The following is a 23,478-nucleotide window of genomic DNA, read 5'->3' as shown; positions in this document are numbered from 1 at the left end:
TGAAGCGCACTATTAATGATTTAGAAAACGGAAAATATCTGCAGTTTCATAAATCTTCCAAAAATACAAGAAGCGTATTAATTGGAAAAAAACACGTTAAAATGTATTTCAGGCAAGAAAATAAAAATATAATCCGAGTTTTGCTTTTCTTTGAAATGCGATAAGATCCACAAAAAATTATCGACTTATTAAAATGAAAAAAATATTTTTATTACTCACTTTATTATTTACAATTTCTGCTTTTGCTAAAGAAAAACATCCTTATCACGTTGGTTCAGTTGAGTTTAAATACAACCAAAAAATTAAAACTTTTGAAGTTTCTGCTAAATTTTTTCTGGATGATTTAGAAAATGCTTTGAATGAAAAATATGGAAAAGCAGTTCATTTTAATGATAAAAATTTTAAAGAAGAAATCAATCAATTATTGAAAAATTATTGTGAGGAATATTTAAAATTAAAAGTCAATAATCAGTTCATTAAACTAAATTATTTGGGTTTTGAAGAAGATCAAGAATCTGTGGATATTTATTTAGAATCAGCGCCAGTAGAAAATCCTAAAAAAGTGGAAACTGCAGTCAGTTTTTTATATAATTATTTTGATGACCAACTAAATATTATTCATATCGTTGTAAATGGCGTGAGAAAATCTTCAAAATTAAATTATCCGAATCGGTATTTGTTTCAAGAGTTTTAAATTTTTAATAACTAATTTTTATTTCAATTATTTTTTAAAGTAAGAAATCCGTACATTTATTAAAAATTAGTATGCGAATTTTATTAACTGGTGTTACAGGATATATTGGGAAAAGATTACTTATTCAGCTTTTAGATGAAGGACATCATATTATTTGTGCAGTTCGAGATGTGCAAAGATTCAATGATAAATTAGATTTACGAAAAGGGACAATTGAGGTGATTTACACCGATTTCCTAAAACCTGAAAGTTTAGAAAATATTCCTTCAGATATTGATGCGGCTTATTATTTAATTCACTCAATGTCCACTACGACGGGAGATTTTGAAAAAATGGAAAAGGAATCTGCCATTAATTTTAAAAAATATATTGAGAAAACTAACGCCAAACAAGTCATTTATCTTACCGGAATTATTAATAATGATCATCTTTCAAAACATCTTAATTCTAGGAAAAAAGTAGAAGAAACTTTAGCAAGTGAAAAATATGCTTTAACCGCTTTGCGTGCGGGAATAATTGTCGGATCTGGAAGTGCATCTTTTGAAATCATTCGGGATTTGGTAGAAAAATTACCAATAATGATTACGCCAATTTGGGTAAAAACAAAATGTCAACCCATTGCCATTAGAAATGTGATTCAGTTTTTAGTAAAATCTCTTTTAAATCCTTATACTTTTAATAAATCCTTTGATATTGCAGGAACTGAAGTTTTGACTTACAAAGAAATGATGTTAAAATTTGCTGAAGTGCGGAAGTTAAAAAGACGAATAATTACAGTTCCAGTAATGACTCCAAAACTATCTTCTTATTGGCTTTATTTTGTGACTTCCACTTCATATCCTTTAGCTAAAAATTTAGTAAAAAGTATGAAGATTGACGTTATTGCAAAAAAAAATGATTTAGCAGAAGTTTTAGATATTAAACTTTTGGGTTACAAAGAAGCAATAGAATTGGCTTTTGATAAAATTCGCCAAAACGATGTTCTTTCCAGTTGGTATGATTCTTTTACAGAAAATTTCCACGAAATGAATGTGTGGCAATATATGGAAGTGCCAAAATTTGGTTGTTTCAGAGATATTAAAGAACGAAAAGTGATAGATGAGAAAAAAACGTTAGATCGGATTTTCTCTATAGGTGGAAAAAATGGATGGTATTATGGAGATTTTCTTTGGTCTGTGCGCGGTTTTATAGATAAACTTTTTGGTGGAGTTGGATTGCGACGCGGAAGAAAAAATTTAAATTATCTGGAAGCAGGCGACAGTTTGGATTTTTGGCGTGTACTTTATGCAAATAAAAAAGAAAAGAAATTACTTCTTTTCGCGGAAATGAAATTACCTGGAGAAGCTTGGCTTGAGTTTAAAATTGTAGATGGTATTTTGTATCAAACTGCGAGTTACAGACCTTTAGGTTTATCTGGAAGATTATATTGGTACAGCGTTTTACCGTTTCATTATTTTATTTTTAATGGCATGATTAACAGTTTGGTGAAATCATAATTATTCCCGATCCATTTTCGTGAATTTTTTCTCAATCCAAATCGTTGCAAACGGAAAAAAAGCAGCGAGTAATGCGAAAACAAAATCTTCATCATCCCATTTAAAAATTTTCCTTATGGGTAAACATAAAATGAGGTAAAGTGTGAAAAATAAGCCGTGAATATTTCCTACAATAATGATGAAAATAAGTGCGAAATTTTCTTCAGGAAAATATCTTTTTAATGGAATAGCAATAACATAAAGAAAAAAACAAGTAATTGCTTCTGCAACCGCCACAAATTTGAAGTAGCGAACCAGTTTTTCGTCAGAATATTTTGCAAAAAATTTATCAATAAAATCCATAATTTAGGCTTGTTTTTATTGTCTCAAATCTCAAATCTCAAAATCTATTTATAAAAATTACTTCCGTCTAAAAAATCGAAAACTTCAGGAGGCAACATTGGTCTTACATTTTTCCCTTCTTTAATCATAGAACGTATTTCTGTGGCAGAAAGTTCAATAATTGGAGCGGAGATTTTATGAATATTTTCTTGATTCCACGTGATTTCTTCTGTTTTATTTTCTGAAATTCTGGGATAAATTAGGATTTGATAATTTTTAATTAAAATTTCAAAATTTTTCCATTTCGGTAAAGATTTTAGATTGTCTTCTCCCATAATTAATGAGAAAGAGTTTTTCGGATATTTTTCTTTTAAATAAGTTAAAGTATCTATTGTGTAAGCCGGTGTTGGTAGTGAAAATTCCACATTTGAAGCACGCATTTTTGGGTAATTTTTCAGGGCAATTTGCACCATATCTAAACGGTGATAATCTTTTAATAAAGATTTTTTTTCTTTAAAAGGATTTTGTGGCGAAACTACAAACCAAAGTTCATCCATATCTGTATTTTCCAAGATATAATTTGCCAAAATCAAATGTCCGATATGAATTGGATTAAAGGAACCGAAAAATAAACCGATTTTTTTCATTAAATTTTTGCTTAATTAAAGCCACGAATGCACAAATTTTAATTAATTTTTTTCTTTACAACTTTAAAACTCAACGATTTCATTAATGAAACTTCACATCACGAATATTTAAAAAATACGTCACATTTCCCCGCCAATGATTTTCATCTAAAGTAAAGGCGAGATCAAAAGTTTTAGTACGAAAATCTTGCTCAAATTTTCCCAATTTAAAACCTAAGCATTCTATATTTTTACCTGTTTCTTTATTTAAAATATGAAACTTTAAATGTGAACTGTCTTTACCAATTAATTTTAAATAACCATTAATTTTTAAATCTTTTAAGACTAAAATCGGCTTCATATTTCCGGGACCGAAAGGCGCTAATCTGCGATGGAAATTAAAAAATTCTTTATCTAAATCTTCTATTTTTACTTCCGCATCTATCATTAAAGTAGGAGATTTCTGATGTTCTTGTATTTGCTCTGAAATTGTTTTCTCAAATTTAATTTTAAATGCTTCAAATTTTTCTTTTTCCATAGAAAGTCCTGCTGCTGCATGATGACCGCCAAATCTTAAAAATAAATCTGAACATTTGTCTAATGCAGAATGGATATCAAAATCCGCAACAGATCTTGCAGAAGCGACGAGTTCACCATTATTTCCATCGGTGAAAACTAAAGTGGGTTTATAATAAGTCTCAATTAATCTTGAAGCCACAATTCCAATGACGCCTTTATTCCAATTTGAGCCGTAAACTATGGTTGAAAAATTATTGATTTGTTTTGATTCTGTTATTTGCTCTAAAGCTTCAACTGTACTGAAACCGTCTAATTCTCGACGTGAATTATTCAAATCTAAAATGTTATTTACAATTTCGTGTGCATTTTTTAGATTATCGGAAACCATTAATTCTACAGCTGCTTTTCCGTGCGAGATTCTTCCTGCAGCGTTTATTTTCGGCGCAATTTCAAAAACAATATTCGAAATTTCAAAAGTTGAAAGTTTATCTTCGGGAATTAAAAGTCGCAAACCAATATTTCTAGTTTTTCTTAAAATTTTTAATCCTTGTTTTGCAAACACTCTATTTTCACCTGTCATAGAAACAATATCTGCAGCGATGGAAACTGCGAGCAAATCAGTTAATTCAAAAAGTTCATGTTCTGGAATTTTATAAATAGTATTTAAACCTTGACAAAGTTTAAAACCCACACCACAACCAGAAAGTTCTTTAAATGGATATCTGCAATCTTTTCTTTTTGGATCTAAAACAGCGACTGCTTTTGGAATTACTTCTCCCGGTAAATGATGGTCGCAAATAATAAAATCTACGCCCAAAGTATTTGCATACTCTATTTTATCTAAAGATTTTATGCCACAATCTAAAGCGATAATTAGTGAAAAGCCATTTTCTTTCGCATAATTTATTCCATCAATTGAGATTCCATAACCTTCCACATTTCGATCTGGAATATAATAATCTAAATATTTTTTCTGAACAATTTTAGATAAATAAAGATACATTAAAGCAACAGCTGTGGTTCCGTCTACATCATAATCACCAAAAACTAATATTTTTTCACCATTTTCAATTGCAATTGCTATGCGTTCTACTGCTTTTTGCATATCTGCCATTAAAAAAGGAAGATGAATATCGTTTAGATTTGGTTTAAAATATTCTCGCGCCTTTTGATAATTATCTATTCCTCTTAGAACTAAAATTTTAGATTCTAAAGTTCCAAAACCTAAAGAAGAACTAATAGAATCTACTAATTCTGTATCGGGTTCATCATGAAATATCCATTTTTGCGTCATAGGACAAAAATAAGTAAAATATTAATTGCAAATTCTTAATCCACTCGGTAAATGATTTTATTTTAAATTAAAAATATTTTTATTTAAGTATAATCGCTTCCATTTTTTTTCTAAATATTTTGTTGTCTAAAAGATAGGAAATATGAGAATTATCATATTTTTTTTCAAATAATAAATCCAGTCAAGAAAATTCTTCGTAATTGATAGTAACAGTTAAGAAACCATTAAAAAAAATATATTATGGAAAAACCAATCATCGTATCAAATAAAGGGGCAACTCTAGATACTAGTAGAAGAAATTTCTTAAAACTTGGCGGAATTGGTCTTGCAGTAGCTGGACTTACTTTAGCAGGTTGTAGAGATGATAATTATCAATATGTAGAAGATCCTGCAATATTTGATTTAGGAAAAGGAGATGTGGGTGTTTTAAATTATGCTTATGCTTTGGAACAATTAGAAGCTGATTTTTACACTAAAGTTGTGAATTCATTCTACAGCGGAATTAGCACTAAAGAAAAACAATTATTCACAGATATTTATAATCACGAGGTAATACACAGAGATTTTTTTAAAGCTGCTATTACAGGAGCGGCTCCAAGTTCTATATTGCCAACTTTAGAATTTAAATACGATGGAGTAGATTTTAAAAGCAGAGATTCTATACTTGCTACAGCAAAAGCATTAGAAGACACAGGAGTTGCTGCATATAACGGAGCAGGAAAGTTACTTACAAATTTAGATTATTTAGTAATTGCAGGTAAAATTGTTTCTATTGAAGCAAGACACGCGTCTGCAATAAGAGATGTAATTAATCCAGGATCAGCGTCTTTCTCAGGAGATGATGTTGTAGATATTAATGGATTAGATGTTGCAAAACCACCGAAAGATATTGTTGCAGCTGCAGGTCCTTTTATTAAAACACCTTTTACTTGGAAAGAACAAGGATTAGGATAATCTTTAACACTATTAAATTTATATTATGAACTTATTAAAAATATTAGATCAACTCTCTGATGATAAATTTTTCAATACAGATGGAGTAACGAGAAAAGATTCATTTTCTCAATTAGCAAATATTGGTAAAAAAGCGGCACTTTTTGGAATTCCTGTAGGACTTAGTTCTTATATGTCAACTGATGCAAAAGCAGGAAGCTTAGAAAGCACTGCAAAATTTGCAAGCGCAAGTGCTCAAAGTGCTTTAACAGATGCTTTGCAATTAGCATTAACTTTAGAATATCTTGAAGCAGAATATTATGTAAAAGGTTTGGCTGCTTCAGGTTTAATTCCTTCAGCGGATAGAACAGTTTTCGGGCAAATTTCTAAACACGAAAGTGCACACGTTACCTATTTGACGGCAGCTATTAAAAGTCTAGGTGAAACACCAGTTTCAAAACCTACTTTTGATTTTACTGCAGGTGGAAACTTTCAACCATTCACAGATTATCCTACTTTTTTAACTTTAGCACAAGCGTTTGAAGATACAGGTGTAAGAGCTTATAAAGGTCAAGCAGGAAATGTAGCTTCTAACAAAGATGTTTTAACAGTTGCTTTACAGATTCACTCTGTAGAAGCAAGACATGCTTCACAAGTAAGAAGAATGCGTGGTAATAAAGGCTGGATTGAAGGAAATGTAGGCGGAAATATGCCCGCTGCAACATATGCAGTTTACGCAGGTGAAGATAATGTAATCCAAGCAGGTTTTGATACCAGTAAATTATTTGGAGCAGCTGCAGGTTCAGCGTCTTTTGACGAAACTATTACAGGAGATGTCGCAAAAATGATTGCAGGGACATTTATTGCTTAGAATATTCAAATCAATTATTTTTTCTAAAACCATATACAATTTGTGTATGGTTTTTATTTAAACAAGTTTCTAAATAAAAAGCGCTTTCAAATATTAATTTGAAAGCGTTTTTTTACAGCCCGACCTGAGCGGAATTCCTTTTTTTTGCTGGGGAAATAACTTCGGCAAAAAAAGAATGGGAGCGGAGGGCGGAAAAAGCTGCCCAAATAATTTTAAAAAAGTTATGCGTACATTTCTTCTTGCAATTCTTTTACTTTTTTGTCAGAAAGATATTCATCGTAAGTCATTTCACGATCAATAATTCCTTTCGGAGTGAGTTCAATTATTCTATTACAAACGGTTTCAAGCATTTCGTGATCATGAGATGCAAGTAAAATTCCACCTTTGAAATTAACCAAAGAGTTGTTTAATGTGGTAATACTTTCTAAATCTAAATGGTTGGTTGGCTCGTTTAATAGTAAAAAATTAGCCCGTTGCAACATCATTCTAGAAAACATACAACGCATTTTTTCTCCCCCAGAAAGTACAGTACAAGATTTTAAAGCTTCGTCTCCAGAAAATAACATTTTACCGAGAAAACCGCGCATATATTCTTCGTGACGTTCTTCATCATTTTTAGTAAATTGTCTTAACCAATCTACTAAATTTATTTTTTCTGTAAAAAAATTGGTATTGTCTAGAGGCATATAAGATTGTGTGGTAGTAATTCCCCAATTAAAATTGCCTTTGTCTGCTTTTGCATTTCCGGTAAGAATTTCAAAAAACTCAGTAATTGCTAAAGAGTTTCTAGAAATTACGGCTACTTTATCACCATTTTTTAAGTTAAGATGTATATCTGAAAATAACAACTCACCGTCTTTGGTTTTTTCTAAATCTTTTATTTCTAAAATTTGATCTCCTGCTTGTCTTTCTGTATCAAAAATTATTGCAGGATATCTTCTGGAACTGGGTTTTATATCTTCGATATTGAGTTTATCAATCATTTTTTTACGAGCGGTTGCTTGTTTTGCTTTCGCAACGTTTGAACTAAATCTCGCGATAAAATCTTGTAATTCTTTTTTCTTGTCTTCAGCTTTTTTATTGGCTTGCTGTTTTTGGCGTGTCGCTAATTGTGAAGCTTGATACCAAAATGAATAATTACCTGTATAAAGATTTAATTTTGAATAATCTAAATCTCCAATGTGTGTACAAACTGTATCTAAAAAGTGTCTATCGTGAGAAACAACAATTACGGTATTTTCATAAGTTGAAAGAAAATCTTCTAACCACGCAATTGTTTGGATATCTAAATCGTTGGTTGGTTCATCTAGAATTAAAACATCTGGATTCCCAAAAAGCGCTTGTGCTAAAAGAACACGAACTTTATCTTTATTTTCTAATTCAGACATCATTTGGTAATGCATATCTTCAGTAATTCCTACATTAGATAACATTGTTTGAGCATCAGATTCTGCATTCCAACCGCCCATTTCTTCATAAATAACGCCCAATTCCCCCGCTTTTATACCATCTGCATCAGAGAAATCTTCTTTTGCATAAAGGGCATCCATTTCTTCTTTAATATCATAAAGTTTTTTATTTCCTCTTAATATAGTATCAAGAACAGTGAAATTATCATACGCAAAGTGATCTTGCTCTAAAACTGACATTCTTTTTCCAGGTTCCAACGAAACGTTTCCAGATGTAGGATCTTGCTCTTTACTTAAAATTTTAAGAAATGTAGATTTTCCAGCGCCATTTGCACCAATAATACCATAACAATTTCCTTTTGTAAATTTTATATTAACTTCGTCAAAGAGAACTCTTTTACCGAATTGTAGGGATAAGTTTGATACTGTTAACATATTGTTTTGTAAATTTGGCGCAAAAGTACGAAATTTTACGCACAAAATAAGACGAAAAAGAGAGTGCTATTAAATAAAGCATTAATGAAGATACATAAGACAGTTACCATTTTAAATAAACGTGCGCGGTTTGAATATGAACTTTCCGATGAAGTTGAAGCGGGAATTGTACTTACCGGTACCGAAATAAAATCTTTACGAAGTTCTAAAGCATCTATTACAGAATCTTTCTGTCAATTTATTAATGATGAGCTTTATATTATAAATATGAGTATTGAAGAATATAAATTAGGAACTTTTTATAATCATAAGATAAAAAGGGAACGGAAATTGCTACTTCACAAAAAGGAATTGTTAAAATTTAACAAAAAACTAAATGACATAGGAAACTCAATTATACCACTAAAATTGTTTATTAATGATGCGGGAAAGGCAAAAGTATTAATAGCAGTCGGACGTGGTAAGAAATTGTATGACAAAAGAGAGAGTATTAAAGATAGAGAGAGTAAAAGAAATTTAGATAGAATATTAAAGAAAAGTTAAAAAAACTCTCAAAATCTTTGTTTATAAGGAAAAATTATATTTATTTTGCAATATCAATTATTTAATCATTTAATTCTATGAAAAATCTAAAATTAGGAATTTCGGCATTGGCACTTACTGTAGCCTCTACTGTTTTCGCTCAAACTACCACAAATCCATGGCTTATTGGTATTGGTGCTCATGGTGAAAATCATGTTGCTTCAGGTGGTGGCGTTGGCGATGTTTTATCTACCGCATTCGGTGGAAATGGTGGTCTATTGTATAATGTTAACAACTTTACAATTACACCTCCTTTATCAAAATTAACTGTTGCGAGAAATCTTAACAAGTATTTAGTTCTTGACTGGCAAACTACAGTAGGGAATGTAGATAATAAAAGATTTAACTACGGAAAACAATTTTTCCTTATGACAGGTCTTGGTTTACAATTTAAAGTTAATGGACTTTGGAATGAGAATTCATGGTTTGATCCGTATGTAAGAGTTGGGGCAAACTATTTAAGACATGATTACTCAGGTCTTACTTTTCCGCTAACTGATATAAATGGTCGCGGATATAGTGCTTATGATTCTGATGGGAATCTTTCTGGAAAAGCTAATCATTTTACTCTTTCTACCGGTATTGGGTCTAATTTCTGGCTAACGAAAAGTTTTGGTTTGGGATTACAAGGAGATTATGTTTCGACTCCAACAGATAAATCTAATGTTCCAAACTTTTGGCAAGCTTCAGCTTCCTTATTATTTAGATTTGGAAACACAGATAGAGATAAAGACGGAATCTTAGATAAAGATGACGCTTGTCCAGATACACCTGGAATAGCTTCTTCAAATCCAGAATTTAACGGATGTCCAGATACTGATGGTGACGGCGTTTTTGATAAAGTTGACAAATGTCCAGAAGTTGCTGGTCCAGCTGAAAACGACGGATGTCCATGGCCAGATACTGATGGTGATGGTGTTCTAGATAAAGATGATGCATGTCCTACAGTTGCAGGTCCTGCAGAAAATAAAGGATGTCCATGGCCAGATACAGATGGTGACGGAATCTTAGATAAAGATGATGCATGTCCTACAGTATTCGGTTTAAAAGAATATAATGGATGTCCAAAACCACAGTCTGCTTACGCAGATGATGCTACAGGAGCTCTTAAAGGTATTTTCTTTAACTTTAACAAATCTACTCTAAGACCAGAATCTAGTGATAAATTAGATCAAGCTGCAAGTATTGTTAAATCTTCAAATGGTGGAACATTCCTTGTTACTGGAGAAACAGATAAAAAAGGTTCTGATGCTTATAACTTGAAACTTTCAAGAGAAAGAGCTGCTTCAGTTGTAGCTGCTTTAGAAGCAAGAGGAGTATCAACAAACCAGTTGAAATCTAAAGGTGTGGGTGAAGCAAACGCAACTGTTCCAGAAAATGCTTCTGATGCTGAAAGAATGGCAGATAGAAAAGTAGTTGTAACTGCTGTTGATAAAGCTGCTTTTGATGCAATGGATAAATCTGATTTACCTATTGTTAAAAAAACAACAACTAAGAAATCTACAAAAAAGAAATCTTCTAAAAAAAGAAAATAATTAGAAATTCTTTTTAATATATTAAAAAAAACGCTCTCAAATTTGAGGGCGTTTTTTATGTTTTTATGTAAATTTGCAAATATTAACTAATAAAACTTATGGGACGCGCATTCGAATATAGAAAAGCCACAAAGATGGCAAGATGGGATAAAATGGCTAAAACTTTTTCTAAAATTGGAAAAGATATTGCATTAGCTGTTAAATCTGGTGGCTCCGATGTAGAAGCAAATCCAGCTTTAAGGCGTTGTATACAAAATGCAAAAGGCGCGAATATGCCTAAAGATAATGTGGAGCGAGCTATAAAAAAAGCAAGTGGAGCAGATGCAGAAAATTATGAAGAAATAACCTATGAAGGTTATGGACAAGGCGGAGTTGGATTTTTTATAGAATGTACAACAAATAATCCTACTCGCACGGTTGCAAATGTTCGTGCAATATTCAATAAATTTGATGGAAACCTTGGTAAAAATGGTGAACTTGCTTTTATATTCGATAGAAAAGGAATTTTTCACTTAGAGAGTACAGCTGTGAAAATGGTTTGGGATGAATTCGAAATGGAAATGATAGAGGCGGGTGCAGAAGATATTGATCAAGACGGAAATGAAGTTTTTATTACAACAGCATTTGAAGATTTTGGTTCCTTGTCTCATCGTTTAGATGAACTTAAAATAGAAGTAAAAGTAGGAGAACTTCAAAGAATTCCAAATAATATTAAAGAAGTGAATGCCGATCAATTTAAAATTAATATGAAAATGTTAGATCGGTTTGAGGAAGATGATGATGTCCAAAATGTATATCATAATATGGATATCAAAGATGAATTTTTAGAATTACTTTAAAAAAAGAGCGCTTTCTCGGCGCTCTTTTTTTATTGAAAAACATCTTCTATATCTTTCATTCTTGTCATTACAGATCTTGCGTAACTGCAATGCGGATAAACGCTCCATTCATTTTCACGCGCAAATTTTATCGCATCTTCCACGAGATATTTTCCCATTCCGCGACCTTCAAATTTGGGATGAACCAAAACAAATGAAATTATCAATTTACTCTCCTCAGGAAAAATAGTGTAAGTTAATCTACCAACTTCTTCCGATTCTTTATTTAATGTAATAAAGCCACCGTTCCCATTTCTGTTGTTTTTAAAATCCATAATTTTTATTTAAAGTTAAGTAATTTATATACAATAACTCCTAATGAAAAAAGAAGACCAAATAGGTCTTCTTTTAAATACTTTATAAAATTAAATCTTAGTTTCCTAAAACTTTTTTCACTTTATCTGCCGCTTCTTCCAAAGTAATTGCAGAATGAACAGGCAAACCAGATTCATCAATTAATTTTTTGGCTTCAACTGCATTAGTTCCTTGAAGTCTTACAATTAAAGGAACCGGAAGTGAGCCCATATTATTATAAGCATCTACAACACCTTGCGCAACTCTATCACAACGTACAATTCCACCAAAAATATTAATTAAAATAGCTTTCACATTTGGATCTTGTAAAATAATTCCAAAAGCTTTTTCAACTCTTTCAGCATCTGCAGTTCCACCAACGTCTAAGAAATTTGCTGGATTTCCACCAGATAATTTAATAATATCCATTGTCGCCATTGCGAGACCAGCTCCATTTACCATACAACCAACATTCCCATCCAGTTTTACGAAATTTAAACCCGCTTCTCCAGCTTCAACTTCAGTTGCATCTTCCTCACGTTTATCTCGCAAAGCTGCAAGATCTTTATGACGAAAAAGTGCATTATCATCTAAGGAAACTTTCGCATCAACTGCAATTATTTTATTATCAGAAGTTTTTAGAACCGGATTAATTTCAAATAATGAAGCATCAATTCCAACATACGCATTGTAAAGAGAGACAATAAATTTTGTAAAATCTTTAAAAGCATCACCACTTAAGCCTAAATTAAACGCAATTTTTCTCGCTTGAAATCCTTGTAACCCCACTGCAGGATCTACTACTTCATTATGAATTAAATGTGGAGTTACTTCTGCAACGTGCTCAATATCCATTCCACCTTCAGTAGAATATACAATCATATTTTTTCCTTGCGCTCTGTCCAAAAGAACAGATACATAATATTCTTTCGTCTCAGTTTCTCCAGGATAATACACATCTTCTGCAATTAAAACAGAATGAACTTTTTTTCCTTCAGCCGAAGTTTGAGGAGTTACAAGTTGCATTCCTAAAATATTTGTTGCATTCTCTTTCAATTTATCCATATTGGGTGAAAACTTCACACCGCCACCTTTTCCACGTCCACCTGCATGCACTTGTGCTTTTACAACCCAAGCTTTTGCGCCCGTTTCGTCAGATAATTTATTTGCTGCTTTTACTGCTTCTTCTACAGTATTTGCAACATGACCGCGTTGAACTCTTACGCCATAAGTTGCTAAAATTTCTTTAGATTGATATTCGTGAAGATTCATAATTTATTTTAATTAATTATTTTTTTAAGTTTTACAAATTTAAGAAAAAACCAGCAATTTCTCCTTGCAAATTTTCATTAATGCTTTTTATAACTAAAATTATTTGGGCAGCTTTTCCGCCTTCCACTCCCGCTTCCGCTTCCGCGTAGAGCTCCGCTCAAGTCGGGCTGCAATTGAGAAATCGTTTTGAATTTTAGAAATTGATAACAAGTTTATCGCTTTTTTGAGATTTTTTGGATTCAAAAATTTCAGATTCAAAATTTTTTAGAAAATATCTTTTCTTTTTCTGTCAGATTGAGCACTAATAAATGGAATTTTTGGTGCTAAGAAATAACCAGTTAAACTCGCAAAAAGAATAGGAATAAAATAAGTGAATCCAGTTAAAGTCGCGAGTAAAATTGTTGTACTCATTGGTGTTCTAGTTACGCAGGAATTGATTGCAGCCATACAACTTACAATTGCTAAAGTTAAATTAGTTGCAGGAAAAATGTGATGAATTATTAATCCCAAAGCGGTCCCTACAAAAAATAAAGGAATAATAAATCCACCTCGCCATCCAGAAGTAACCGTAATTGAAGTTGCGAAAATTTTAAAAATTAAAACTAAAATGAGCATTACTAATGTGTAATTAGAACCCATCAATTCATTTATTTCATAATGTCCAAAAAATCTTGTAATGGGAAAATAATAAGAAATAATTCCAAGTAAAATACCACCAATTAAAGTTTTCACATAAATTGGCATCGGTTTGCTCTCAAATACTTTCTTAAAAAATTTAGTTACAATAATAAACATCCAACCTACAAAAGTCGCAGCAATTCCAAACAAAACTGCATATAAAAAATCGTAAACACCAGAATATTCATAATTCTGTAAATCCCATGTCGCACCTAAACCAACATTAATAATTAATGCAAAAACAACATAACTGAAACAGCTGGAAACCAAGGCTGGAATAATTGCTTTGTAATATTCTACTGCGTGCTCGTGGTGTAAAATTTCTAAAGAAAATAAACTTCCACCAAGAGGAGCACCAAATAATGCAGTAAAACCTGCGCCCATTCCTGCAATTGTTAAAGATCGAAGTTCTTCTCCTTTTAATCTGAAAATTTTCCCCAACCAAGTTCCAGTAGAACCTGTAATTTGTACTAAAGGCGCTTCTGGACCTAAACTCCCGCCGGAAGCAACGCACAAAAGTGAAGATAAAATTGCAGACGGATTATTTTTAGGGTCTAATTTTCCTTTATTAAATCTAATATTATTTACAATCAAATGCATTTCTCCCGGATCACCGATGAAATGAATAATTAAACCTGCTAAAAGTCCGGCAATTGACATTAAAGGAATGACTTCCCATCCAGTGAAAAAATGTGCTTTTTCAGTTAAAAATAATAAAACAATCCAATATAAACCTGCAATAAAACCACCAACCAAACCGACAGTTGCCCACATTACAAAATTTCTACTAAAAACAAATGGACTAAACTTAATCGGTTGATCTAAAATATTGAGTCTTGTGACTAATTTCCTACGACGGTGTAATTTCATTTTTAACTTAATTTAAAAAATACTATAAATATTTTTCAGATTCGCAAATTTAAGAAAAAATGTAAAACGTTTTTACAGATTAATTAATATTCTTTGGAGGTTTATTTCAGAATTTTATAAATATTAAGAGCTTATTTTTGAGCAAGGAAAAAATTAAATTAAAAAAATTACAAATTAATGTCCATTAATTTTAATAATCAAAATTTTACTTTTATAAAATATTTTATTTTTTAGAAAACTTATTTAAGCTTTATTTCTCACAAAAAACAAAATCAATATTCCCCAAGAAATAATCATCAAAAGTCCACCCAGTGGAGTAATTGGACCGATGATTTTTATATTCAAATTTAAAGTGTCTTGAAAGGCTAAGAGATAAATGCTTACTGAAAATAGAAAAGTTCCTACAATCATTAGAATTGAAATCCATTTTTCTGTTCCAGTTTCAAATTTTAAAAAGAAACCAATTATTAAAAGAAAAAAAGCCGCATACATTTGGTAACGGACGCCAGTTTCAAAACTTTGAAGTTTTTCTATCGTAAGTATTTTTTTAAATAAATGTGCGCCAAAAGCACCCAAAATTACGGAGATTAAACCATACACGGCACCAAAAATTAATGTTAAGTTTTTCATTTAAATTTCTTTTTATTTTTGTAAATATTGCAATATAATTTTGCCAATTAAAGTGATAAATCCCAAAATGATGAAATACCATGCAAATTTTTTAGAGTTTTGAAAACCTGGTTTCTCTGTATTTTTTAAAAATATGCCGAAAAATATCAATCCAATACTAAGTATTATTCCAACCATTTTATTTAATTCTTAAATTATTAAACTCCGAAATCACTTCATGATGCGTTACAGTTTTATCTTTAAAATAATTTACAAAATATTTCTTTTCTTCTTCAGTTGCGCCCATTTGATTTAAAATATTGAGCAAATGCATTTTCATATGCCCTTTCTGAATTCCAGTTGTAACCAAAGAACGTAACGCAGCGAAATTTTGCGCCAAACCAGAAACCGCTAAAATACTCATTAACTCTTGTGCGGAAGGTTTTCCTAAAAGTGATAAAGAAAATTTCACCAAAGGATGGAGATTTGTCAAACCGCCGACAACGCCGACAGAAATTGGTAAATCAATCCAAAATCTAAAAATTCCATTATCAATTGTGCAATGGGTCAAACTTTTATAACTTCCAGATTTTGCTGCATACGCATGAGCACAGGCTTCGGTTGCACGGAAATCATTTCCAGTGGCAATAACTACTGCATCAACGCCATTCATTACGCCTTTGTTATGCGTGGTTGCGCGGTATGGTTCAATTTCTGCGATGGTTACAGCCTGTTTAAATTTCCACGCAAATTCTTCATTAGAAATTCCGCTATCATCTTTTAAATCATCAATTTTACAGGAAACTTCAGCTCTCACAATACAATGCGGCGTGTAATTCGAAAGAATATTCATCACAATTTGTAAAGAATTTTTTTCTTTTTCCGTGAAATCTTCGTTTTTAGAAACTTCTTCTTTCAAGGTTTTTCCAAATTGTTCCAAACAGGAATTGATGAAATTTGCGCCCATCGAATCAACCGTGTCAAAACTTGCTTTCAATTGGAAATAATTTTCCAGATCTGCGGTTTTGTCGATCAGTTTTATATTTAAAATGCCGCCGCCGCGGTTTCGCATATTTTTGGTAATCGCTTCTGTGGCTTCAAAAAGTTTCTTTTTTAATTTAAAATTAAAAAAATGCAGCACTTTGTGCGGTTCAACATTTAAAATAAAATGCGTGTGACCGAGCTTTTCGGTGTTGATAATGGTTGTTTTAAACCCCCCTTTATTTAACCAAAATTTGGCTGATTTTGAAGCCGCCGCAACCACAGAACTTTCTTCAACTGCCATTGGAAGCGCCAGTAATTTTCCGTCAATCAGGAAATTTGGCGCAATTCCATAAGGCATAAAAAAGTTTGAAATGGTATTCTCTGAAAACTCATCGTGCAATTTTTGCAACGCCCGATCGTCGCTCCAATACTGTTCTAAAACTTTTTTGTAATCCTGATCATTATTGAGATATTCTTGTAATAACCAATCAATTTTTTGCTCTTTTGATAATTTAGAAAAACCTTCTATCGGCGTGTGATTCATAGAAATTGCGTTTGAATTTCAAAGATAAGGAAAATTAGGATGAGATTAAATTGAGGTTTAGTTTAAATAAATGCGAAAAATTTTATTATCGTCTAAATATTTTATCACTAAATTTGTTTTAATAAATATTTTCTGATGAAGACTATTACATTACACTATAAAGAATCTATCGCTGAAAAATTGAAAAATTTTTTTGATACCTTCTCGAAAGAAGATTTGGAAGTAGAAGAAATATCAACATTTGAAAAAATAAAATCTGAATTGCAAAGAGATTACGAGTTATACAAACAAAATCCAACAGATGTTTTAACTGTAAATGAAGCCGAAGCGGAAATGGATTTATTTATAAAAAAAAATGAAAATTGAAATTACACCGCAATTTCAACAAAAACTACGTAGACAGTTAATTTACATTTCTTTTGACAAACCGTTTGCAGCTAAAAATTTTAGCAAACTTATCTACTCAGAAATTAGAAAAATTATAAATATGCCTTACAAGCATAAACAGTCTAAATTTTTTGATAATAAAAATTTTAGAGAACTTATTGTAAAAGGTTATGCTATTAATTTTGAAATTATTCCCGATAAAAATAAAACGTAGTATTTGGTTTACACAAATGGGAAGATGAATTAAATTTATAATTTTAAGCTTCAATCTGATCTGCCAAAAAAGACCATTCTTCCAAAGCCGAACTCAATTCTTCTTTTTTAGAATTATAATTTTCTAAGGTTTGTTCTGAAGGATTTTCTGTGGTAAAAGATTTTTCTAAAGTTTCAACTTCAGTTTCCAGTTCTGAAATTTTTTCTTCTACTTTTTTAATTTTATTGATGAGATTTTTCTGCTCTTTGCTAACTAAAGTTGTCGGTTGGTGGTTGTCGGTTGATGGTTTTTCAACTTCAATTTTTTTCGCAGAAACTGAGTTTGCATCTTTTTCTAATTGTAATTTTGAACGTTCTGCAGAAATTTCACGTATGCTTTCTTTTTGGCGGTATTCCAAATATTCATCAATATTTCCAAGGAATTCTTTCATTCTTCCATCACGGAATTCAAAGATTTTATCAGCCAAACCTTGAAGAAATTCCCTGTCATGAGAAATCACGATCAATGTTCCTTCATATTTATTTAAAGCCAATTTGATAATTTCTTTGGACTGAATATCTAAGTGATTCGTCGGCTCATCCATGATTAAAACATTGAACGGACGCAGCAATAATTTACACAAAGCCAAACGGTTTCTTTCTCCACCGGAAAGTACTTTTGTTTTTTTTGTCACATCATCGCCCTGAAAAAGGAAACTTCCCAATAAATCCCGAACTCTTGGTCGTGTTTCTTCGGTTGCAGCGTCTTCGGCTTCTTCTAAAACAGTTTTATTTGGCGTTAAAACTTCTTCCTGATTTTGGGCAAAATAACCAATATTTACGTTGTGACCTAAATTCCATTCGCCGATGTAATTTGTAATCTCGCCGGCTAAAATTTTGGCTAAAGTGGTTTTTCCTTGTCCGTTCTGTCCCAAAAGTGCAATTTTTTCGCCACGTTCTACAAAGAAATCCACGTGTTTAAAAACATTTTTGTTACCATAAGATTTTCCTAAATTTTTAGCTTCAAAAATTATTTTTCCAGGAACTACGGATTGTGTGAAACGAATGTTAAACTTTGAAACGTCTTCATTATCAACTTCAATCCGGTCAATTTTATCGAGTTTTTTTATCAAAGATTGCGCAAATGAAGACTTTGTTGCAGACGCACGAAAACGATTGATATTGTCTTCCATCTGCTTAATTTCCACATCCTGGTTTTTCTTCGCCTGAATTTGCTTTTCTTTTCGCTCCTTGCTTAATTCTAAATATTTGGAGTAATTGGCTTTATAATCATCAACTTTTTTGTTGTTAATGTCAAAAGTTCGGTTACAAACCGACGTCATAAACTGTTTATCGTGACTTACCAAAACGATTGCGCCATTGTAAGTTTTCAAAAAATCTTCCAGCCAAATAATGGATTCCATATCCAGGTGATTGGTTGGCTCATCCAGAAGCATTAAATCATTTTTTTGAAGCAATAACTTTGCGAGTTCAATTCGCATTCTCCATCCGCCTGAAAATTCATCGGTAATTTTTCTGAAATCATCGGCTTTAAAACCAAGACCAAAAAGTACTTTTTCAACGTCGCCTTCCAAATTATAAGCGTCGTGGTGCATTAACAAATCGTTTAAATCTGTCATTCTTTGGATCAATTGCGCGTAATCATCACTTTCGTAATCTGTTCTCGTCGTCAATTGTTCATTAACGTCTTCCAATTCATTTTTTAAAGCATTTATTTGTTCAAAAGCCTGCATTGTTTCGTCCCAAACAGTTCGTCCTTTTACAAAATCTAAATCCTGCTTTAAAAAACCAATGGTAATATTTCCTTCAGGAACGATTGTGCCTTCGTAGAAATTAATGCCGCCGGTAAACATTTTTAAAAGTGTTGATTTTCCGGCACCATTTTTCCCAACAAGACCGATTTTATCATCTTTTTTGATGGTAAAATTGACGTTTGAAAATAAATAATTTCCCGAATGATGAAGACCTAAACCCTGAACTGAAAGCACGCTTTAAAAATTTAAAATTGAACTGATTTTTGAATTTGCAAAAGTAGTGATTTTGAAAGGATTAGAAAGTTAAAATTTTCAACATTCTAAATATTCGTTTTTTGGTAAAATAATCAAAAAAACGCCCTGAAAATCAAAGCGTAATTAATAAATAAATTTTATTTAACAATAATAAAGTTTTTACTGTTCCAAAATATCCCAAACGGTTCCATACAAAACTTCAGTTCCCAAAGCCAAATCCTCTGGCGTAGAAAATTCTAAAGGATTGTGAGAAATTCCGTCTTTGCAACGAATAAAGATCATTCCGTAATCGCAGACGTAAGACATTGCCATCGCATCGTGAAAAGGTCCGCTCATTAATTCTGGCGCATCAAGATTTATTTTGTCGCAATTTTGTTTAATTAAATCTTTAATCCAGTCTGCGCAATATCGCGGTTCGGAATTCCAGTCTTCTGAAATTTCAGCAGTTAAATTGTGTTTTTTGCAAACCTCATTAATTTTATCGCGCAATTGTTTTTCGTAGCGGTTTCTTCGGTCTAAATCAATGTCGCGTAAATCTAAAGTAAACTCGCATTCTTCGGGAATAATATTTCGCGATGCCGGAAAAACCTTGATTGTTCCACAAGTTCCAACGGTTGGATTTCCCGGAACTGAGTTTGCAATTTTGTTTATTTCTAAAATAATTTCTGACGCGCCAACTAATGCATCTTTCCGCATCGGCATTGGAACAGAACCTGTATGTCCCGCCATTCCTTTTAATTTCACGGTTAACCAAAGTGGACCAGAAATCCCGGAAACAATTCCAATCGGGTGATTTCCAAATTCTAAAACCGGACCTTGCTCAATGTGAAGTTCCAAATAGCAATAAACGCTTCCTTCTTTGTATTCAGAATCGGCAAATTTTGTGGTGTCGCAACCAAAATCTTCGAGGGCTTTTTTTCTGGAAATTCCGTCGGCGTCGGTTCTTTGGAGTTCGCCTTCTTCTAATTTTCCTAAAATTCCACGGGAACCGAATAAACCTTTGTTAAAACGCCATCCTTCTTCATCGGCGAAAGAAATAATTTCGATGGTTCTTTCGGGTTTTATATTATTTTCTGTTAAAGTTTTTACGGCTTCAATGGCGCATAGAACGCCTGCAACACCGTCATATCTTCCGCCGTAAGGTTGAGAATCGAGATGTGAACCGAGCATTAAGATAGGTAAATCTGGATTTGTGCCTTTTAATGTTCCGATTAAATTGCCAAAATTATCAATCCGGGTTTGCATTCCTGCGTCTTGAATCCAGGTTGAAGCGAGTTCAAAGGCTTTTTTTTCGTCGGCGGAATGTGCGGGACGATTGGTTCCTGTTTCACCGATTTTCCCGATGAGACTCATTTCGGTAAAGTGATTTTCTAGGCGTAAGGAATTGATGTTCATTAAATTAATTTAGTATTATCAAATTTAAGAAAAATATAATGGTGGAGACAATTAACAATAATGTTATTTTTTTTTGCGAATTTTTCAATTTATATGAAGGTATTTTATAAAAAGATTTTTAAATATATCTGTTGTTTTTGGAATTTAATACTTTAAAAATAATTATTATCTTTAAAAAAAATTAAATATGATAAAAAAATTACTAATTAACATTTCATTTGCGATTTTACCCATTCTATCTTTTTCACAAAGTTGGACCTGCGGAACACCTTCTGGAACATAGGTTCAAAATTTATGATTGCTGAAAATGGAAGTGGACAATACAGTATTGTCAATAATATTATTTTTCCTTGTTCTTCTGCAACACAAAGTAATTCAACTTTATCAAAATCATCAAATACTTCAAAATCATCAAGTTTACTTGTTAATGCGGGAGATATAGAATACACAAATTTTTATTCAGTTCAAGGTGTAAAAGTACTTTCGTATAAAAATAAAAATCTTTTTGATACAAGAAATTTACCAAAAGGAGTATATTTTGTAAGAGCAAAGATTAAAAATAACCTTATTAATTTGAAACTAACTCTAAAATAATTTAATATGAAAAATTTAATAACAATATTAAGTATTCTCTTTATATTTTCATCTTGTAGTAGAAGTACAAATAATAATGAGGAAGTTCCCGACGTACCGACACCGAAAGAGTTTGTTGGTAAATGGAAACTTGTAGAGATTTGCCAGAGTGACGGTTCTAGTACTTGTGATTTTAAGCCATTCGATAGTGGAAAAGTTTATGATGTTGAATATAAAAAAGATGGCACTTTGTATGGGAATGGTGAACCATCAAATTGTGCAAATGGCACTTTTTATTTTTCTAAAGACTTAAAAGTTCTTAACTTAAAATTTAATTGCCAAACTCAATATACTACTACTAATATAATGTCAATTTCTTCTACAGAAATGCTTTTGGGATATCAATTTTTGGATCCAGAAATGCGCCGGTACAAGAAAATAGAGACAAGTAATTAAAATTAATTTTACTTTAAAAATAGGATTTTTTCTAGTTGTTTTACAACTTAGGAAATTTCCTATTTTTTTGTACTCAAAAATCGCAAATATTATTAAAATAAACTATTGTAAAAAATAGAAAGGAGGTTCTATTATTGAATTTCTTTTATAACAATAATTTTCTTTTTATAACTAAACCGCGCCCCGACTTGAGTGGAAATCCTTTTTGTAATTGCGATTCTAAAAACTTTCAACAAATTACAAAAATTCGTTCGTAATTACAAAAAGATTGGGAACGGAAGGCGGAAAAAGGCGCCCAAAATATTTTTATAATTTAAATTTTAATGCTCATTCCATGGCAATCCAGTTTCCTGAAACATCTTCCAGTTCTGATATTCCGGTGCCACGCGGTGTTCTTCCATCGTGATGCAATCTTCCACGGGACAAACCAAATTGCACAAATTGCAACCAACACATTCCGGATCATTTACCACATAATCATTGTACGGCATTCCATCAATTTTGAAAATCGCCTGGTGCGAAGTGTCTTCACAAGCGATGTGGCACAAACCGCAATGGATGCATTTGTCCTGGTCGATTTTTGCAATGACGTGGTAATTGATGTCGAGTTTTTCCCATTCGGTCATTGTCGGCAAAGATTTACCGATGAAATCTGTGGTTTTTTCGAAACCTTTTTCGTCCATCCAATTGCTTAAACCTTCGTTTAAATCTTCAATAATTCGGAAACCATATTTCATCGCAGCGGTGCAAACCTGCACGGAAGTTGAGCCGAGAAGCATAAATTCGACCGCATCTTTCCAATTGGAAACGCCGCCAATTCCGGAAATCGGAACTTGATTGGTGATGGAATCTTTTGCAATGGTGGTCAACATTTTCAAGGCAATTGGTTTCACGGCAGGACCGCAATAACCGCCAAAAACGGATTTCCCACCAACGTTGGGATTGGGAACGAAAGTATCTAAATCAATCCCAGTAACGGATTGAATGGTGTTTATTAAAGACAATGCGTTTGTTCCGCCTTCAATTGCGGCTCTTCCTGTTGGAACTACAGAATGCACATTTGGCGTTAATTTCGTGATGACGGGCAAAGTGGCGACTTCCATCACCCATTCTACAACCATTTTTGCGATTTCGGGATCTTGCCCAACTGCGGCGCCCATTCCGCGTTCTGTCATTCCGTGTGGACAACCGAAATTTAATTCAAATCCGTGCGCGCCGGTTTGTTCGCAACGTTTCACGATTTCCTGCCAACTTTTTTTATCGTTGTCTGCCATTAAAGAAATGATCATCGCACGATCGGGAAATTCTTTGACGACTTCCACGATTTCCCTTAAATTAATATCTAAAGGACGGTCAGAAATCAGTTCAATATTATTAAATCCTGCCACCCTTTGTCCGTTGAAATCAATCGCAGAATAGCGTGAGGAAACGTTTTTCACTTGGGAACCTAAAGTTTTCCAGACAACGCCGCCCCATCCAGCTTCGAAAGCGCGCATTACATTTATTTTTTTATCAGTTGGCGGCGCAGAAGCGAGCCAGAAAGGATTTGGGGATTTTATACCTAAAAAATTACAAGAAATATCTGCCATAATTTTATGCTT

Annotated in this window: 23 protein-coding genes; 11 read left to right on the top strand and 12 right to left on the bottom strand. The window is 32.4% G+C overall.

The features are described from left to right. The first annotated feature begins 193 nt into the window (after positions 1-193). Both ACN0WB_RS08575 and ACN0WB_RS08570 read left to right on the top strand, forming a co-directional pair. Entirely contained in the window at positions 194-694 is a 501-nt protein-coding gene (locus tag ACN0WB_RS08575) for a DUF6702 family protein (protein ID WP_417430815.1), read from the top strand. A gap of 71 nt (positions 695-765) precedes the next feature. Continuing rightward, the gene (locus tag ACN0WB_RS08570; protein WP_417430813.1) at positions 766-2,190 is read left to right on the top strand and encodes an SDR family oxidoreductase; all 1,425 of its coding nucleotides are present in this window, start codon (positions 766-768) and stop codon (positions 2,188-2,190) included. Here the strand turns inward: ACN0WB_RS08570 and ACN0WB_RS08565 are convergent, their stop codons facing one another. From ACN0WB_RS08565 to recJ, 3 genes are all read right to left on the bottom strand, one after another. Continuing rightward, the gene (locus ACN0WB_RS08565; RefSeq protein WP_417430811.1) at positions 2,191-2,532 is read right to left on the bottom strand and encodes a DUF3817 domain-containing protein; all 342 of its coding nucleotides are present in this window, start codon (positions 2,530-2,532) and stop codon (positions 2,191-2,193) included. Between the two features lie 44 nt (positions 2,533-2,576). Next, positions 2,577-3,158: a nicotinate (nicotinamide) nucleotide adenylyltransferase gene (gene nadD / locus ACN0WB_RS08560; RefSeq protein ID WP_417430809.1), complete on the bottom strand. Its 582-nt coding sequence runs from the start codon at positions 3,156-3,158 to the stop codon at positions 2,577-2,579. An 82-nt stretch (positions 3,159-3,240) separates the two neighbouring features. Then, complete coding sequence (recJ, locus tag ACN0WB_RS08555; RefSeq protein WP_417430806.1) at positions 3,241-4,950, bottom strand: single-stranded-DNA-specific exonuclease RecJ; 1,710 nt, start codon at positions 4,948-4,950, stop codon at positions 3,241-3,243. Positions 4,951-5,190: 240 nt separating this feature from the next. Between recJ and ACN0WB_RS08550 the strand changes: the two genes are divergently transcribed. Both ACN0WB_RS08550 and ACN0WB_RS08545 read left to right on the top strand, forming a co-directional pair. After that, on the top strand, positions 5,191-5,904 hold the full coding sequence (locus ACN0WB_RS08550; RefSeq protein WP_417430804.1) for a ferritin-like domain-containing protein: 714 nt from the start codon (positions 5,191-5,193) through the stop codon (positions 5,902-5,904). 25 nt (positions 5,905-5,929) lie between these two features. Beyond that, complete coding sequence (locus tag ACN0WB_RS08545; RefSeq protein WP_417430802.1) at positions 5,930-6,754, top strand: ferritin-like domain-containing protein; 825 nt, start codon at positions 5,930-5,932, stop codon at positions 6,752-6,754. A 221-nt stretch (positions 6,755-6,975) separates the two neighbouring features. Here ACN0WB_RS08545 and ACN0WB_RS08540 read toward each other — a convergent pair whose 3' ends face one another. After that, the gene (locus tag ACN0WB_RS08540) at positions 6,976-8,598 is read right to left on the bottom strand and encodes an ABC-F family ATP-binding cassette domain-containing protein (RefSeq protein ID WP_417430800.1); all 1,623 of its coding nucleotides are present in this window, start codon (positions 8,596-8,598) and stop codon (positions 6,976-6,978) included. An 84-nt stretch (positions 8,599-8,682) separates the two neighbouring features. On the opposite strand from ACN0WB_RS08540, the gene smpB reads away from it, so the two are divergent. The 3 genes from smpB to ACN0WB_RS08525 all read left to right on the top strand — a co-directional run bounded on the left by smpB (position 8,683) and on the right by ACN0WB_RS08525 (position 11,554). Beyond that, positions 8,683-9,141, top strand: a complete 459-nt coding sequence (gene smpB / locus ACN0WB_RS08535) for an SsrA-binding protein SmpB (protein WP_417430798.1) — start codon at positions 8,683-8,685, stop codon at positions 9,139-9,141. 77 nt (positions 9,142-9,218) lie between these two features. Next, positions 9,219-10,715, top strand: coding sequence for an OmpA family protein (locus ACN0WB_RS08530; RefSeq protein WP_417430796.1), 1,497 nt, complete (start codon positions 9,219-9,221; stop codon positions 10,713-10,715). A gap of 98 nt (positions 10,716-10,813) precedes the next feature. Further along, positions 10,814-11,554: a YebC/PmpR family DNA-binding transcriptional regulator gene (locus ACN0WB_RS08525; protein ID WP_417430794.1), complete on the top strand. Its 741-nt coding sequence runs from the start codon at positions 10,814-10,816 to the stop codon at positions 11,552-11,554. 29 nt (positions 11,555-11,583) lie between these two features. On the opposite strand, the gene ACN0WB_RS08520 is transcribed toward ACN0WB_RS08525, so the two are convergent. The 5 genes from ACN0WB_RS08520 to ACN0WB_RS08500 all read right to left on the bottom strand — a co-directional run bounded on the left by ACN0WB_RS08520 (position 11,584) and on the right by ACN0WB_RS08500 (position 16,844). Continuing rightward, positions 11,584-11,868 (bottom strand): GNAT family N-acetyltransferase, encoded by a 285-nt coding sequence (locus tag ACN0WB_RS08520; RefSeq protein WP_417430792.1) that lies wholly within the window; start codon positions 11,866-11,868, stop codon positions 11,584-11,586. Positions 11,869-11,965: 97 nt separating this feature from the next. Then, a complete protein-coding gene (gene sucC, locus ACN0WB_RS08515) occupies positions 11,966-13,159 on the bottom strand; it encodes an ADP-forming succinate--CoA ligase subunit beta (RefSeq protein ID WP_417430790.1) in 1,194 nt (397 codons plus the stop codon). A 264-nt stretch (positions 13,160-13,423) separates the two neighbouring features. Next, positions 13,424-14,707: a chloride channel protein gene (locus tag ACN0WB_RS08510; RefSeq protein ID WP_417430788.1), complete on the bottom strand. Its 1,284-nt coding sequence runs from the start codon at positions 14,705-14,707 to the stop codon at positions 13,424-13,426. 243 nt (positions 14,708-14,950) lie between these two features. Then, positions 14,951-15,337, bottom strand: a complete 387-nt coding sequence (locus ACN0WB_RS08505; protein ID WP_417430786.1) for a DUF423 domain-containing protein — start codon at positions 15,335-15,337, stop codon at positions 14,951-14,953. A 178-nt stretch (positions 15,338-15,515) separates the two neighbouring features. Further along, on the bottom strand, positions 15,516-16,844 hold the full coding sequence (locus ACN0WB_RS08500; RefSeq protein ID WP_417430784.1) for a hydroxymethylglutaryl-CoA reductase, degradative: 1,329 nt from the start codon (positions 16,842-16,844) through the stop codon (positions 15,516-15,518). Between the two features lie 135 nt (positions 16,845-16,979). On the opposite strand from ACN0WB_RS08500, the gene ACN0WB_RS08495 reads away from it, so the two are divergent. Together ACN0WB_RS08495 and ACN0WB_RS08490 are read left to right on the top strand one after the other, a co-directional pair. Then, positions 16,980-17,210, top strand: a complete 231-nt coding sequence (locus ACN0WB_RS08495; RefSeq protein WP_417430782.1) for a hypothetical protein — start codon at positions 16,980-16,982, stop codon at positions 17,208-17,210. Continuing rightward, the gene (locus ACN0WB_RS08490; protein WP_417430780.1) at positions 17,200-17,445 is read left to right on the top strand and encodes a type II toxin-antitoxin system RelE/ParE family toxin; all 246 of its coding nucleotides are present in this window, start codon (positions 17,200-17,202) and stop codon (positions 17,443-17,445) included. Before ACN0WB_RS08495 ends, ACN0WB_RS08490 begins: the two co-directional genes overlap by 11 nt. Positions 17,446-17,488: 43 nt before the next feature. Here ACN0WB_RS08490 and ACN0WB_RS08485 read toward each other — a convergent pair whose 3' ends face one another. Continuing rightward, entirely contained in the window at positions 17,489-19,432 is a 1,944-nt protein-coding gene (locus ACN0WB_RS08485) for an ABC-F family ATP-binding cassette domain-containing protein (protein WP_417430778.1), read from the bottom strand. Between the two features lie 180 nt (positions 19,433-19,612). Further along, complete coding sequence (locus tag ACN0WB_RS08480) at positions 19,613-20,848, bottom strand: M20 family metallo-hydrolase (RefSeq protein WP_417430776.1); 1,236 nt, start codon at positions 20,846-20,848, stop codon at positions 19,613-19,615. A 294-nt stretch (positions 20,849-21,142) separates the two neighbouring features. On the opposite strand from ACN0WB_RS08480, the gene ACN0WB_RS08475 reads away from it, so the two are divergent. After that, a complete protein-coding gene (locus ACN0WB_RS08475; protein WP_417430774.1) occupies positions 21,143-21,442 on the top strand; it encodes a hypothetical protein in 300 nt (99 codons plus the stop codon). Between the two features lie 6 nt (positions 21,443-21,448). Beyond that, positions 21,449-21,877 (top strand): lipocalin family protein, encoded by a 429-nt coding sequence (locus tag ACN0WB_RS08470; protein ID WP_417430772.1) that lies wholly within the window; start codon positions 21,449-21,451, stop codon positions 21,875-21,877. Between the two features lie 320 nt (positions 21,878-22,197). Here the strand turns inward: ACN0WB_RS08470 and preA are convergent, their stop codons facing one another. Beyond that, positions 22,198-23,466, bottom strand: coding sequence for an NAD-dependent dihydropyrimidine dehydrogenase subunit PreA (gene preA, locus ACN0WB_RS08465; RefSeq protein WP_417430770.1), 1,269 nt, complete (start codon positions 23,464-23,466; stop codon positions 22,198-22,200). Between the last annotated feature and the right edge of the window lie 12 nt (positions 23,467-23,478).

This window comes from Halpernia sp., from assembly GCF_048269545.1.
Lineage (GTDB): Bacteria > Bacteroidota > Bacteroidia > Flavobacteriales > Weeksellaceae > Halpernia.
Note: the sequence above shows the minus strand (reverse complement) of the source record. Positions and strands in the feature narration are given on the sequence as shown.

Bases quoted from the DNA above. Each gene is read 5' to 3' on its own strand.
- ACN0WB_RS08530 (WP_417430796.1), top strand. From the start codon at position 9,219: ATGAAAAATCTAAAATTAGGAATTTCGGCATTGGCACTTACTGTAGCC.
- ACN0WB_RS08510 (WP_417430788.1), bottom strand. From the start codon at position 14,707: ATGAAATTACACCGTCGTAGGAAATTAGTCACAAGACTCAATATTTTA.
- ACN0WB_RS08500 (WP_417430784.1), bottom strand. From the start codon at position 16,844: ATGAATCACACGCCGATAGAAGGTTTTTCTAAATTATCAAAAGAGCAA.
- ACN0WB_RS08575 (WP_417430815.1), top strand. From the start codon at position 194: ATGAAAAAAATATTTTTATTACTCACTTTATTATTTACAATTTCTGCT.
- ACN0WB_RS08525 (WP_417430794.1), top strand. From the start codon at position 10,814: ATGGGACGCGCATTCGAATATAGAAAAGCCACAAAGATGGCAAGATGG.
- ACN0WB_RS08570 (WP_417430813.1), top strand. From the start codon at position 766: ATGCGAATTTTATTAACTGGTGTTACAGGATATATTGGGAAAAGATTA.
- sucC (WP_417430790.1), bottom strand. From the start codon at position 13,159: ATGAATCTTCACGAATATCAATCTAAAGAAATTTTAGCAACTTATGGC.
- ACN0WB_RS08550 (WP_417430804.1), top strand. From the start codon at position 5,191: ATGGAAAAACCAATCATCGTATCAAATAAAGGGGCAACTCTAGATACT.
- ACN0WB_RS08495 (WP_417430782.1), top strand. From the start codon at position 16,980: ATGAAGACTATTACATTACACTATAAAGAATCTATCGCTGAAAAATTG.
- ACN0WB_RS08520 (WP_417430792.1), bottom strand. From the start codon at position 11,868: ATGGATTTTAAAAACAACAGAAATGGGAACGGTGGCTTTATTACATTA.
- ACN0WB_RS08475 (WP_417430774.1), top strand. From the start codon at position 21,143: ATGATTGCTGAAAATGGAAGTGGACAATACAGTATTGTCAATAATATT.
- smpB (WP_417430798.1), top strand. From the start codon at position 8,683: ATGAAGATACATAAGACAGTTACCATTTTAAATAAACGTGCGCGGTTT.
- nadD (WP_417430809.1), bottom strand. From the start codon at position 3,158: ATGAAAAAAATCGGTTTATTTTTCGGTTCCTTTAATCCAATTCATATC.
- ACN0WB_RS08480 (WP_417430776.1), bottom strand. From the start codon at position 20,848: ATGAACATCAATTCCTTACGCCTAGAAAATCACTTTACCGAAATGAGT.
- preA (WP_417430770.1), bottom strand. From the start codon at position 23,466: ATGGCAGATATTTCTTGTAATTTTTTAGGTATAAAATCCCCAAATCCT.
- ACN0WB_RS08490 (WP_417430780.1), top strand. From the start codon at position 17,200: ATGAAAATTGAAATTACACCGCAATTTCAACAAAAACTACGTAGACAG.
- recJ (WP_417430806.1), bottom strand. From the start codon at position 4,950: ATGACGCAAAAATGGATATTTCATGATGAACCCGATACAGAATTAGTA.
- ACN0WB_RS08505 (WP_417430786.1), bottom strand. From the start codon at position 15,337: ATGAAAAACTTAACATTAATTTTTGGTGCCGTGTATGGTTTAATCTCC.
- ACN0WB_RS08565 (WP_417430811.1), bottom strand. From the start codon at position 2,532: ATGGATTTTATTGATAAATTTTTTGCAAAATATTCTGACGAAAAACTG.
- ACN0WB_RS08545 (WP_417430802.1), top strand. From the start codon at position 5,930: ATGAACTTATTAAAAATATTAGATCAACTCTCTGATGATAAATTTTTC.
- ACN0WB_RS08540 (WP_417430800.1), bottom strand. From the start codon at position 8,598: ATGTTAACAGTATCAAACTTATCCCTACAATTCGGTAAAAGAGTTCTC.
- ACN0WB_RS08470 (WP_417430772.1), top strand. From the start codon at position 21,449: ATGAAAAATTTAATAACAATATTAAGTATTCTCTTTATATTTTCATCT.